The organism is Pseudochrobactrum asaccharolyticum, from assembly GCF_003314995.1.
Lineage (GTDB): Bacteria > Pseudomonadota > Alphaproteobacteria > Rhizobiales > Rhizobiaceae > Pseudochrobactrum > Pseudochrobactrum asaccharolyticum.
In genome coordinates, this window is record NZ_QNRH01000002.1 from 29,677 (window position 1) to 42,941 (window position 13,265).

General features: G+C 56.1%; 8 protein-coding genes. 4 read left to right on the forward strand and 4 right to left on the reverse strand.

Annotation, left to right across the window (positions count from 1 at the left end):
- Nucleotides 1-64 precede the first annotated feature (64 nt).
- Nucleotides 65-1,465, forward strand: coding sequence for a dihydropyrimidinase (hydA, locus tag DFR47_RS04800; RefSeq protein ID WP_113943289.1), 1,401 nt, complete (start codon nt 65-67; stop codon nt 1,463-1,465).
- 277 nt (nt 1,466-1,742) lie between these two features.
- Here the strand turns inward: hydA and DFR47_RS04805 are convergent, their stop codons facing one another.
- The 3 genes from DFR47_RS04805 to DFR47_RS04815 are packed head-to-tail and all read right to left on the reverse strand — an operon-like array spanning nt 1,743 to nt 9,589.
- The gene (locus DFR47_RS04805) at nt 1,743-3,056 is read right to left on the reverse strand and encodes an McrC family protein (protein WP_113943290.1); all 1,314 of its coding nucleotides are present in this window, start codon (nt 3,054-3,056) and stop codon (nt 1,743-1,745) included.
- Complete coding sequence (locus DFR47_RS04810; RefSeq protein ID WP_245416459.1) at nt 3,056-6,295, reverse strand: AAA family ATPase; 3,240 nt, start codon at nt 6,293-6,295, stop codon at nt 3,056-3,058. Before DFR47_RS04810 ends, DFR47_RS04805 begins: the two co-directional genes overlap by 1 nt.
- Nucleotides 6,296-9,589, reverse strand: coding sequence for a TM0106 family RecB-like putative nuclease (locus tag DFR47_RS04815; RefSeq protein WP_113943291.1), 3,294 nt, complete (start codon nt 9,587-9,589; stop codon nt 6,296-6,298). It abuts the gene before it with no gap.
- A 119-nt stretch (nt 9,590-9,708) separates the two neighbouring features.
- On the opposite strand from DFR47_RS04815, the gene DFR47_RS04820 reads away from it, so the two are divergent.
- The 3 genes from DFR47_RS04820 to DFR47_RS04830 all read left to right on the forward strand — a co-directional run bounded on the left by DFR47_RS04820 (nt 9,709) and on the right by DFR47_RS04830 (nt 11,658).
- Nucleotides 9,709-10,692 carry a helix-turn-helix transcriptional regulator gene (locus DFR47_RS04820; RefSeq protein WP_113943292.1) on the forward strand — a complete coding sequence of 328 codons (984 nt, stop codon included), beginning with the start codon at nt 9,709-9,711 and terminating at the stop codon, nt 10,690-10,692.
- Between the two features lie 134 nt (nt 10,693-10,826).
- The gene (locus tag DFR47_RS21985; protein ID WP_113943293.1) at nt 10,827-11,042 is read left to right on the forward strand and encodes a hypothetical protein; all 216 of its coding nucleotides are present in this window, start codon (nt 10,827-10,829) and stop codon (nt 11,040-11,042) included.
- Between the two features lie 103 nt (nt 11,043-11,145).
- A complete protein-coding gene (locus tag DFR47_RS04830; RefSeq protein WP_113943294.1) occupies nt 11,146-11,658 on the forward strand; it encodes a hypothetical protein in 513 nt (170 codons plus the stop codon).
- A gap of 84 nt (nt 11,659-11,742) precedes the next feature.
- Here DFR47_RS04830 and dgt read toward each other — a convergent pair whose 3' ends face one another.
- Complete coding sequence (gene dgt / locus DFR47_RS04835) at nt 11,743-13,086, reverse strand: dGTP triphosphohydrolase (protein WP_113943295.1); 1,344 nt, start codon at nt 13,084-13,086, stop codon at nt 11,743-11,745.
- Between the last annotated feature and the right edge of the window lie 179 nt (nt 13,087-13,265).

The window sequence follows — 13,265 nt, forward strand, 5'->3', positions numbered from 1 at the left end:
CCAATGACATGGAACCATCTGGAATTGGTTCCCAATCGGATTTTAAAAGAGAAGGCGAAGGTTGATGCAATTCGACACCATCATCAAGAACGGTACAGTAGTGACCGCAAGCGACACATATCGCTGTGATGTGGGCATATCCGCTGGAAAGATCGTAGCTCTTGCAGAGAATTTAAACACGGCAAAAGAGATCATCGATGCAACAGGCCTGCTGATTATGCCCGGCGGTATTGATAGCCATGTGCATATTTCACAATATTCCGGTGATGGTATTGTTATGGCAGATGACTTTGCCAGCGCAACCTTGTCTGCAGCTATGGGTGGTAACACGACAGTCATGCCTTTTTGCTTACAACAAAAAGGCATGACTTTACGTGAGGCATTAACCGACTACCATGCATTGGCGAAGGACGACTGCCACATCGATGTTAGTTTTCATATTATCATCTCGGATCCAACCAGTTATGTGTTGGGCCAAGAACTTCCCGCACTGGTGCATGACGGCTATACATCAGTGAAGATCTTTATGACTTATGACGGCCTGCGGCTGCGTGATGACCAAATTCTTGAAACGTTAGACAGCGCCAGAAAATCCGGCGCTCTGGTGCTTGTTCATTGTGAGAATGAAGACGTAATCCGCTTTCTGATTGCACGTCATGAAGACAACAGTGAATTCGCCCCCAGATATCATGCATCCAGCCGTCCTGCTGCCGCTGAACGCGAGGCAACGCATCGTGCCCTATCACTGGCAGAAGTTGTCGATACGCCTATCGTCATTGTTCATGTCTCCAACAGGCAGGCAATGGAAGAAATTCAACGGGCGCGTTTGCGCGGCAGCAAAGTGGCTGGTGAGACCTGCCCGCAATATCTGGTTCTCACAGCTGATGATCTGGACACTGCCGAGCTTGAGGGGGCGAAATATGTTTGCTCGCCGCCGCCCCGTGACCAGGCCAGTCAGGAAGCGTGCTGGGAAGGGATCGAAAACGGGACTTTCGATTTATTCTCCTCAGATCACTGTCCATTTCGCTATGCTGCACCTGAAGGAAAACTCAACGCCAAGGGTAAGGAAAATTTTCGTTGGATTCCAAACGGAATTCCGGGCGTGGCAACCCGACTTCCTATCCTGTTTTCCGAAGGTGTTGGCAAAGGCCGGATTGAGCTGAACCGTTTTGTGGCCCTTACTTCAACCAATCATGCAAAACTCTACGGGCTTTATCCGCAAAAAGGTACGATTGCTATCGGCTCTGATGCAGATCTGGCACTTTGGGACCCCAACAAATCTGTCGTGATTACCAATGATATCTTGCATCATGGCGCCGATTATACGCCTTATGAAGGTATGACAGTACAAGGATGGCCAGTCAGAGTGATGTTACGCGGCAAAACCATCATTTATGATGGTAAACATGTATCAGAAGAGCGCAACGGTACATATCTCAAGCGCCAGCGTTCAATGCTTAAATAACAAGCAGTCTCAAAACAGCTTTAATATCAAAATCGCTCCACCTTCCAGTTGAGACCGAGACCTTGTGCTGTTACATGTTACAATTCCCGACTATTATGCCTCCTACTTACACCCTAATACCTTCGAAACGGGTGATCGCGTTTAGCGAAATCCAACATATGGCAAAACTGCCCTTTTGCCATGAGTAGGTAGTATCTGATTTCAAAAATAGCTACGACAGTAATGGGGCCGGGAGCAGACAGACGGGTTTCGACGTCAAATTAAATGAAGCTGACATTCAAACGTGCATCAAACCTTCACTCGCCTCCCCGATCAACAAGCTCCGAAACCGCGTCAGAATATCGGCGCTGCTGCCAACGTCGATGCTTGCCGTCTCTAGAATCGTGGCGTGTCCGGTTATGCGGTGGCATGCGTGCACAGCATCTTCGGCACCAAGACCCAGATGGTGGGGATAGAGCAGCGTCAGGCGCGGCGCGCCATAAAGCTGGGCATAGGCCATCATCTGATAGACATCGGCTTGCGTGACGCCCTGCTTGGGATCATCGATCCGAGCAGATATGCGCTTCCACTTGGTGTCGATAACATGGACGACCCTGCCACGCTGGCGTATGAGTATATCGGGTCGGGTCTGGAATAGGGCACCTCCGCTGTCCTGCGCACTCAAGCAGAACAGCCGTCCCCCTTGCAATGAAACGGCAAGCCCAGTTCCCGCCAACGCCCGAACAACCAGACGTCCGACGTACTCTTCGAACAGAGCGTTCATCTCGAACAACATCGCCGTACCCTGACCTGCGCCGCCCGTGGTCGTCTGATAACGGTTCTGCAAGAACAGGCGAGCCATAGCGAAGAGTTCCTGCCAGGACCGATTGGTGCGATCAATGACAACCTCATCACAGCGCAGTGCTGAAGGCGGGACATCGGCAATGTCGGCATAGATGAATGCCAACTCGCGCAAACGTTGCTGATTGGTACTACGCCGTGAGACGCGAAGAAGACGTACCACGGCCGCCTTCATGAGCCGGTTGAGCGCGATGTCTTCAGACAGCAGGTCAAACCGGCAGGCAAGGCGCGAGGAGTTGACCGCATGACGGGTGAACTGACGGGTGATGTCGAGTTGGCCGCGCAAGGTTGGCAAGTCCTCCTCACGTTCGAGATACCGGCGGGGCATCCCCTTGCGCAGGGCCGTGGTCAGCTTGTCGCAAAAGATGCGAATCAGGATTTCAAGCAGAGTTTCGCGCTGCCAGGCGAGATCGGTGATGACACCCAGGTCGATCTTGAGATCGAGCGCGACGGCCAGCATATGGACCAGGCGTTTGCGTATCACCGCGTTCTGGTGATTGGGCGTTTCACCGGGCGCCACATCGATCTTGGGCAGTATCTCCAGGCTCGCATCGCCCGCGGCCAGAATCCCGACCACGCCACGGGCGCGCAAGGCATGCCGGCCATGTTCAAGCACCCCGTCTCCGCCGCGGCCCGCAAAGACCGAGCGCGCCGCGAGAGCTGCCAGCCGGTCGGCATGGTGAGCCGGGATCTGCCCCTCGCCATCGCCATAGGAGAGCTTGTCCCATTCTCGGACAGTATAGGCCGGCATCAGGCTGCAAAGTCCGAGAAATCGAAACTGGCCTTCACACTCCAGCGCCGTTTGTCACCACCCAGCTCATCATCGACGAATCCGGCCGGAGCTGGCAGACTCTTTGATTCGAGGAAATGGGCGCCATTGGTGCCGTCGCCGTCGCCGAGCACTGCGGCGACCTTCGACCAGTCCTCATAGAAATACTCGGCCAAAAGCGGGATGACCTTATGACGCATGACGTCCTCGACATCGGCGCGAGTGCTGCATCCGGTGAAATAGGCGTGGCCGATCTGATGCTCGCGATCGAAGAGATATTCAATCCGCTCATTGAGTGTGTGCAGCAGCTTGCACAGATCAATCCCGTCGAGATTTTCGGCATCGAGCTTCCGAGCATCCAGCGCCCGGCGAAGCTCTGCAACGTCCGGCATCAGCTCGCGGAAGGTGAAGCGGCGACGCAAGGCAGTGTCGAGCAGCGCAATGGAGCGGTCCGCGGTGTTCATTGTGCCGATAATGTGCAGATTGGCCGGCACGCCGAATTCATCGCCTGAATAGGGAAGATGCACCTTGATGGCGTTGGGCTGTCCCAGACGCTTGTCCGGCTCCAGGAGGGTGATCAATTCACCGAAGACCTTGGAAATGTTGGCCCGGTTGATTTCGTCGATGATCAGCACGAAAGCCTCGCGCTCGACGTCGGCATCAGCCTCCTTGATTGCGCTGTTCATGTAACGCTCGAGGGCCGGAATATTAAGACGCTCCTTCCTCAGCCCGTAAAGCGACCGCATCGTAAAATTACCGTCATAGATCTCAGTGACTGGCACGCCAGCAGCATCGTGCCAAAGCCAGCGCACGGCACGCCTCTGGCCATAGTTCCCCTCCGGCCGCGGATGATATTCATAGGGACCCGTCACCTCGCCGATGGCGCGGATCAACCGATTCCCTTTTGACACGACAATGATGTCACCCGGCTTGAGACGATTCCGAAACGTGTCGGTGATCGACACCTGGCCAGACTGCAATGTGACCGGCCCTTCGATCTTGCCCTGTGCCTGGCATGTTTTCAGGATTTCTTCGGCATCCTCATACTTCGGGTCGCTCCAGTCTATGTCTTCCCAGCTCAGCAGCGTGTAGCCGCCCTCAATCACTTCCTCGAAGAGTTCCTGATCGCCGGCGTCACGGCTAAAACCGACCGACATCTTGTAGATTTGGCGACCATCACTCGTGATCCGATTGCTGATTGCGGTCTTGCCCAATCCGGTTTCGGCCCGCTTCGCAATACGCCGGAAAATCCCAGGCACTGTTTCCAGTCGAAAGCCTGCTGAGGATGCACCTTCATCGTCATCCGATCCGGTCATGGGCTGGCGACCCTCGACAAAATCTTCATAGGCCATCGACTGGTGAAAGGTGACAAACTCAATCCGGCCTTCACCGGCAAGACGGCGATACTCGGCCATCAGCGCATCACGATCATCACGCATCGCTTCGGTTGCAGCGTCACCCAGGCAGAGCCGTACCGCTTCCCAGGCTGTGGCGTAGGTCTTGCCGGTGCCCGGCGGGCCGTAAAGGATAAGATTGGTTGCAGCGGGCAATGTAGTGATGGGAGCAGGCGTCATGGTTGGGTGCCCTTCTGCCGAGGTGAGCTGATATGTGAAAACTGTCGAACTGCTAGGATTCGGTTCGGTGTGCGTCGGTGGCGGAACCTGGGCGCCTCGCTGGAAATCTTCGCTCCCAAGCGCGCTGCAGATCGCCGGATTCCGATCGTGCAAGCCCATATCGCGCCCAAGGTCGCCAGCACGGATCGCAACCTCTGCTGCGCCGTTCTCGCGGGCTTGTTCGACATAGTAGTTGCGGGCGCAGAGCCGGATCCGGTCGGCATCGCCGATTAGATGCTCGTATCGCTCTGGTGGCGTAACCGGCGCATCATCGCTATCGACGATGATATAGCCGGCATTGTAGAGCTGGGCAGCGGCATCGCCCTTCTGTCCCCAACCACCATTGAGCTGCGTCTTGCTGCGCAGGAAGCCGACGAGTGGTTTGGAGGGGTATACTCGATTGGGTCTCTGGCGTGTCGAGCGCACCCAATAGTCGCGCGGCTCACCAAAGGCATCGAAGATGGAGCTGTGCTCCTGCGACTGGCGATAGCTGTCATAGGCGTCCATCGCCGCCTCGATCGCCCCGCGCGAAAAGGTTGCCACATCTTCATCCTTGTAATTGTGGACGATCCACAGCGCGCTTTGCACATCGATCATGTCGCGCGGTGCCAGGCCTAGGTCCGAAAATGCGCGGCGAACCGCGTGCATGAAGCGCCATTCGTCGCGATAGGTGTCGGCCATCGACGCGTAATCGGGAAAGCGGCTGCCAACGGCTTCCAACCAGAGGTCTTGGCGCACGGAATGGCGGATGTAGATGCCTTCGTCGGGCGCGAGATGGAGGAACAGGAATTCACCAATCTGGCGGGCCGGATCGGGTTTGCCGTCCGGGACGGCCGCGATCCAGGCATTGACGAAGGCTTCCAGTGCAGAGGCGTGACCGTCCGGCGCGCCGAGCGCAGCGTCGATAAGTACGCGCAAGGCTGGCCAGAGCTGATCGCGGTCGGCGTTGCCCTTGGGCGACATGGGCCAATAGACTCGCCATTGCAGCAAATTGCTCTTGGCCAGCGCGGTGTTGACGACATTAGCCAGATCCTGGTCGGAACCGCCCCGCGAGATCGCCGCCTTGAGCTCCGCGGCAATCTCCAGTTTGTACGTTCGCTCTGCCTGATCGAAATGCGGATCGGGCGGGTTGAACCGCTCGAAAGCGGGAAAGAAATGGCGCAGCCGCTCGATCCAGCGTGCGATCGCAGCCGGGTTGAGCGTCAACACGTCGCCGGTCTGCGGCAGCACGGCAATCAGCCGGCGCAGTGCCTCGGCATTTTCAATCCTCACGACAAAACAGTCAGCATCGCCAAAGGACCAATCGCGGCTAAGAGCGGAATGCCGCGCGCCGTCCTTCATACCGCTCTGATAGGGTCGCAGCTCGGTGGGGAAGCCATTCGACTCGACCAGATCTCGCCATTTTGCGTGCAGGAAGACGTTGGCCGGGTTCTGGATTTCCCATATCAGCCGCTCGCCAGCACCAAATTCAAACCACGCCATCTTCTTGGTGATGCCATCGCCCGGACGCAGGCCCGCGCGGCGAAACACGTCGAATAGCACCCGGCGCAGCGGTATCGGACGATCGCGTTCATTTTCATCGAGGCGCGCCTCGAAAGTCTCCCACATTCAAAATTCTCCAAATTCAGGCAGTGCGCATAGCGTATTGACGAGGCGCATCTGTTCGACGGTGTTGCATTTGGCTTCGCGCAGCCGCGGCGCGCCGAAGACGAGCGCCAGGCCTTTGGCGCGCGATACGGCGACATTGATGCGGTTGAGCGAGAACAGGAAATCCATGCCGCGCGGCGTTTCCTCGACCGAGGAGGCGGTCATGGAAACCAGGCAGACAGGCGCTTCCTGCCCCTGAAACTTGTCCACCGTGCCGACACGGATGGCGGCAGGCAAAGCATCCTGCAGGGCGTTGACCTGTGCATTGTAAGGCGCGACGACGATGATGTCGGCGGGACAGACAGGGCGCGTTGTCCCATACTTGTCAGTCCAGGTTCCCGTCAGGAGATCCGTGATCGTCGCCAGAATGGCGGCGACTTCCTCGGTCGCGATCTGGGCATTGCCCTCATGCACGACCGGCACCCAGAATGCGCCAGCTTCGGGGCAGCCCGTCCCGCGTATGGCCTGGACAGTAGTATCGGGAGCACTGGCAAGCCTGCCTTCATAGACCTGCTGCGATATGAACGCACAGACTTCAGGGTGCATCCGGTGTGAAACCGGCAGGAAGATGCCGCGATCGGGGGGGATGGTGGCGTGATCGCCCAGCATCCATTCCAAGCAGGACAAGTGTGCCGGGTCGGGATGCGCGCCCTGGATGACCTGCGGCAATTGACGCGGATCGCCGACCAAGACGATGTTGCGTGCGCAGCGGCCCATAGCGACCATATTGGCCAGCCCCACTTGCCCCGCTTCATCGACGAAGAGCCAGTCGAGCGCCTGCTCCTGTTCGGGTCGGGCAAAAAAGAAGGCCGTCCCGCCCACCACATGGGCCCGACTCCATAAAGAATCGTCATTGGCTGTCGAGCGGATGACGCCGGTACAGTTGTCCGGATAGCCGTCCTCGCCGCTACTCACCTTGTGGCCGATGCACAAGCCCGGGACAGGATTGCCATCATCTTGCGCGGAAAGACAGCCCATGAGCACATTGCGAATGGCCTCGTGGCTGTTCGAAGTCACGCCGACGCGGTGCCCTTGGCGTACCAGCGAAAGGATCGCACGCGCGGTGACATAGGTTTTACCGGTTCCCGGCGGCCCCTGAATCGGCAGCACGGTGCCCTCCATCGCAGCGATCGCCGCAATGGTGCCTGTCAAGGGATTGGCGCCATTGAGCATATCGGTACGCGGTCTCGTCACCAGACGCGGAGCCGCACGCGCAAGCAGATCATCGAGCGCGGTCAGGCGGCGCGCGCCGCATTGATCGTCGATCACATCGCGCAGGGCAGCGGCAATGACGTCCGTATTGAGCGGCCAGTCGGGGTGGAGCGTCAGGCGATCGGTCAAAAGATGTGCCTTGGCCGCCCCCGCCTTGATCGCGATAATCCGCTCGCTGCGGTTGAGCTCTTCGATGCTGACACTGGCTGGCGGCCCATCGATGACCTGCACCGTCGCCTTGCGGCCAGCACGCAGCTTGGTCTCCTGGAGCGGAAAGCGATAGCGACGCAGCACCGAGCGCTTGACGGGTTCTGCCTGACCAATGGCTTCCAGACCTGCAAGCGCATCGAGATCGTCGATCAGCACGTCCTCGTCTTTGCCGGCGCTGTCGAAAACCGCCCATTGCGCCGGCTTGGCCTCGCGCTTGTGGAACAGGCCGAGGTTGAACAGCATGTCCTGCCGCTCCGGTGGCAGACTGGATGAGGCAAGCTTAACGCGCAAGGCCTGCGTATCGGCATCTTCTTCGACCTCCTTGTCGCTGGCATCGGCGGACAGCACCGGCCAGGGCGCTGCGGGCCGTATGCTCACCAACCAGTCGCGCAGTTCCTCGGTCGAAATGCAGTCGATGCGGTTGTAATCCTCGATCTCAACGAGGATCTGCTGTTCACCTGTTTCGCGCCAACGTTCATAGGCAACGACCGAGCCGCCAGCGGTTTTGACCTCACCCTCGCGTACACGACCATAGTAGGCTTCCATCGACTTGATCGAGTAATTTTCTTCCGATCCGATAAGCGCGCCGCGCACCACGGCGAAGAGATCAACAAAGCGCCGCTCGCGTAGCAGGCGGTCAAGGAAGGCCTCACCGATCCCGTATTTGGCGGTCAGCCGCCGCAAGGCGGTAATCTCGTAGGGCGCATAGTGATAGATGCGGGCTTCGGGATAGGCCGCGAGCCTTTCCCGGAAGAAAGCGAGGAGCTCGGCTAGGGCCTGCGCTTCGGCACCGTGGTCATGCGCCCAGAAAGCCTTGAACTGGCCATCGAACCAGACGCCGTGAAGATATTCGAGTCCGCCTTCGTAGTGTGGATCGCCCTCGATATCGTAGAAGAGATCGCTTGGCTGCGGCGCGGGCAAAAGATCGAATCCCTTGCCCGGTTCCGGCTCACGCAACTCGAAGGCCGGCGCCCCGGTCTTGCGGGCATGCTGCAGACACGCCTGCGTTACCAATCGCTTCTGGGAGGTCTCAGACATGCTGCGGATTGGATGATCAAGCCTGGCGAGTGCTTCCATGGTGGTAATTCCAGCCGCCTCGAGCTTCTTGACCTGTGTACGGGTAATATTGGCGACGTTGAACAGGCTATCCTCAGCCTGCCACTGGCTTTCGCAGTGATCGCCCCAGCGGCACAACACACAATCGGCGCAAGGGATGGGTCGTGTCGGCACAGGCTTCTCGATAAAAGCCTCGAGCCGCTGGCGCGTCATACGTGAATAAGCCTGATAGTCGGTGAGGCGTAGACGTGCGCGGCTACCATCGCCCAATTCGACATGAGAAAATTGAGGGGCGACACCCTGAATCTGGGTCAGCAAGTCCGAATAGAGAACCAACTGCAGCACATGTTTGGGATGTGGCCGTCGCTTGAGCTTGGTATCGGTCACTTCATAGCTGAAGTTGCCAAGGTTCGAAGAACGCTCGACGCGCTCGAGAAAGTCCGACCAGCCGCCCCAATTGTCGCCGAGAAGCGCTCCTTGAAACAGAATCTGCGGCCCCTTAGCTAATGCTATCCGGGTTTCCTGCGAATTTTCGGCCAAATCGGATCGACCGATCTCGATCACCAACGCACCTGACGCCTTGAGTTTCGCCAGATGAGCAGCTTCATGGGCGTCACCCTGTTTTTGAAGCAACGCTACATCGTCGCTGTCCTCACGGGGCACAGGTCCGTTACCGCGCATATACGCTAAATCGAGTGCGGTCGCGTGATTACACCCCATGAACCGCATCAGATCCGATGCGGACAAAAGTATTTTGTTACCCTCAATTGTTCGCATCTCCACCCCTATGATCGAGCGCAATCTGCAACAAGAATCGTATCTCGACAGATTGCAGATTCAGCCGTAACGTATGTGGGTGTCAATATCTGGCATAGTAGTTGGTCTGGAGTTTTATCATGTCGTTCTTAAAGGCTCAGGATCTGATCAGGTTAGCCCGTCTGGCCGCCACGCGGCGGGTCGGGATCGGCCTCGATGAAATTTGCGAGGAATTCGCCGTCTCGCATCGAACAGCACAACGCATGACCGAGGGACTTGAGACCGTGTTCACCAATGTTGAAGCAGTGGATGGCCCAGACCGACGACGGCGCTGGCGTGTCACCGACCCAATGCTCGCTCGACTGCAGATTCGTCAAGAAACAGCGATCGAGGCTCTGGATATCGCCAGCAGAACAGCCCGTAGCGAAGGACGTCTACGCCACGCTGCCGCCCTGAATGATCTGCGCGACGGACTGCTAGCCCGTCTGACGCCGCGAGATGCCCTGCGCACTGAATCTGATGTCGAGGCGGTTCTCCTAGCTATGGGTTCGGTCACCCGACCCGGACCACGTGTCAATTTGGCACCGAAAGTGCTGGATGCAATAATTGAAGGGCTACGCGGCCCATTCCGCCTACGGATACACTACAAAACGGAGGATGCACCCGAACGGATCATTGAGCCACATGGCCTTCTTCTGGGGCATCGCAGTTATCTTGTAGCGCGGCAGCCGACACGTGGCAAAGAGATACTTAACTTCCGGATGGACCAAATCCTAAACGCGAAAACGTTGGACGAAAGCTTCAGCTTGGCGCCGGGCTTTTCGCTGGAAAATTACGCGGCGCAATCGTTCGGTGTCTACCAAGACCCAGCCCAATATGACGAGGTGATATGGCGTTTCGCTCCGCACGCCGCCGCAAGGGCGGCGGAATTCTGTTTTCACCCCAAACAGACCGCTGAAGCGCAAGAGGATGGCAGCCTCATCATACGCTTTCATGCCGCGGGCTGGCTCGAGATGGCGTGGCATCTCTATCAATGGGGCAATGCGGTCGAGGTCGTCGCCCCCGAGGGGCTACGCAATCTAATTGAATACCACCGCAGAAGCGATTTCGATGCCTTACCATAAACTTATTGGAATCCAAGCACGGAAGTGATGACACGTCATGCTCGTACGATTTAGAGGGTGACGACTTCTGACACCCTTGTAAGTTATTGTGGAAATGGTCCGATTTCTCGGGTCGTTCGATAAGGAGCAAGTAAATGGCAAAGAGCAAAGGAGGCGGAAGTAATTTCCGCAGTGCGATTAATGGTCGGTTTGTTACGGCGAAACATGAACAAGCAAGTCCGCGTACAACGGTCAAAGAAGCTCGCGATGGCGGGAGCACCCAGAGCACCTATCGAAGTGCGATCTCCGGTCGGTTCGTAACCACTAAGCATGGTAAGGCCAGCCCGCATACAACAATAAAAGACAGTTGATCGTAACATGAGGGCGCCTTTGTGCGCCCGTTTTTTGTTTATACGCCAAGAAACACATATTTTGCACTAATTCGTAATAAATCCGACAGGAGCTGCACCCACAATGACTATAAAACTTACAGACCTACGAGATGATATCGACGCCGTAGTCATAGATCTTCGTCGTGAACGAAATGATGGCGAAATTCCACTCGACGAAGCTATCGTTCGTGTTCGATCGAAGTTGGCTGACAGAATCACCCATACAGCAGACCAGTTGATTGATTTGGCGCTTCGAAAGCTAATCCATGATGTCAGCGGACGGAAGCGACTTAGTCTCGCTTTGGCAGGCCAAACCAATTTGTTCGGCCGCTATTCAGGCGTTCCCGCAATGATTACTACAGGGAAAGGCAAGAAGCGTGACACAACGAAGGCCACCTTCCAAGAAGCGGATAATTGGTTGTCCGCACGTGAGAATAAGGATATCGACGTACGATCAAAGAACGACAAATTCAAACAGATGGTAGAGGAACTGCGTCCATATTTGCGGTCACCAACTGATACTCTCGAGGAAGCTGCACGCCGTAAATTCGAAGCAGAGAGCCCTCGCCAAGGCGACCTGCTTGTCGTAAAATAATATCCAATTATCTGTTCGTTGCCTGAGGCGTTAAATCGATCGTATCCTTACTACATAAGTCAACGAAAACTTGTCCCTCACCCCTCAGGTTCCAGAGAGCATTCTGGATATCCGAAGGGCATATCGATCGGTCATGCCGGAAGTGAAATCCGCCAGTGCATGAAGCGCCTGTACCGGACTATTGATGTCACGTAGATCCAGATCGAGCGCGCGTGTAAGTTGCTGGCAGTGCTCGCTCAGCTTTGATGCATCCCATTTCACCTGCGCCAAATTCTCGTAGACAGGGAGGATACCGGACATAACATTACCAATCGTACGTCGCCCAGATACCTCAAGCTCGGTTTTTCTGCGAGCAGTGAAAATCTGGTCGCGTGACAGCTTCTTGATATCGTTAAACAGTGGCGCGAGTGGACCCGCCTCAGCGAGTGACGCTGAAAACGTTCCCGCCATGATTTCTTCGTAATTTCTGGTGAAAGCCTCGAAACAGCTATCGATTGCCTTTCCTATGCTGAGCGCTCGTAAAAAGGCTATGTGTTCGGCCTGGCTATATCCGGTGACGTCCCGATTAGGTTTGCCAGCTACCTCATGAAGTATTTTTTTTACAGTATCGAAGGGAAGTTCACCTGTAGTGAAAGCGTCCTCAAGATCTACGATATTGTAGCAGACATCGTCTGCTGCTTCGACTATGAAGACCAGCGGGTGCCGGCGCCACCATCTTGCGTCAACATTGGTTTCCTCCGGCAAACCAATAGCCTTCGCTACCTCACTAAACAGCTCAAGCTCAGAGCTGAAGAGGCCGAATTTTTTAAGCCCGATATAATCGTTTTGGGACGTAGAATTTAGGTTCTGCAACGTACTTGCGCTTACAGGATATTTGGTAAAAGCCCCCAGAGTTGCCTTAGAAAGGCGCATCCCACCAGCATTCCGATACATTTCGAGTCGTGTGATGATACGGAATCCCTGCGCATTTCCTTCAAACTTAATAAACTCCGATTGCTGCGCCTTGTCGATGTCCGCCAGAATCCCTGTAGGTGCGGCAAAACGCTCAGCGAACCATCCACCCATCGCCTCTTCACCGGAGTGGCCAAATGGCGGATTCCCAATATCGTGCGCGACACATGCTGCTTGGACAATATTAGCGATACTACTCACGTCGTTGGCACCAATATGCCCGTGCTCTTCCAGCCAGTGACCTATCTTCATCGCAAGCGAACGCCCAACACTACTCACCTCAATAGAGTGAATAAGCCGATGATGCACATGGTCATGTTCATAGAGTGGCTGAACCTGCGTCTTGTTGGCTAGACGGCGAAAGGGCGCCGAGAAAACAATTCGGTCGTGATCTTGCACGAAGATGGAGCGACTGGCTCCCGGTTGATAATTTTTATCACCCAACCGCTCGCTGCACAGCAGTTCAGTCCAATTCATTAAGTGCCCCCCAAATGATGAGACATGCTTACCATGGCAACGGCGATAGATCAATTTAGCATGCGCTCGCCGAGTAATCGACTTTGGTGCGCCGCACCAGTTACTATGCCTACGTGTCTGACGTCAGCGCCTGTGGGACGAATTTGAGCATTTGATTAAGGGAGGATTTCTGGTTCATT

Coding starts and splice junctions, on each gene's coding strand:
- DFR47_RS04830 (WP_113943294.1), top strand. CDS start 11,146: ATGACTATAAAACTTACAGACCTACGAGATGATATCGACGCCGTAGTC.
- DFR47_RS04820 (WP_113943292.1), top strand. CDS start 9,709: ATGTCGTTCTTAAAGGCTCAGGATCTGATCAGGTTAGCCCGTCTGGCC.
- DFR47_RS21985 (WP_113943293.1), top strand. CDS start 10,827: ATGGCAAAGAGCAAAGGAGGCGGAAGTAATTTCCGCAGTGCGATTAAT.
- dgt (WP_113943295.1), bottom strand. CDS start 13,086: ATGAATTGGACTGAACTGCTGTGCAGCGAGCGGTTGGGTGATAAAAAT.
- DFR47_RS04810 (WP_245416459.1), bottom strand. CDS start 6,295: ATGTGGGAGACTTTCGAGGCGCGCCTCGATGAAAATGAACGCGATCGT.
- DFR47_RS04815 (WP_113943291.1), bottom strand. CDS start 9,589: ATGCGAACAATTGAGGGTAACAAAATACTTTTGTCCGCATCGGATCTG.
- DFR47_RS04805 (WP_113943290.1), bottom strand. CDS start 3,056: ATGCCGGCCTATACTGTCCGAGAATGGGACAAGCTCTCCTATGGCGAT.
- hydA (WP_113943289.1), top strand. CDS start 65: ATGCAATTCGACACCATCATCAAGAACGGTACAGTAGTGACCGCAAGC.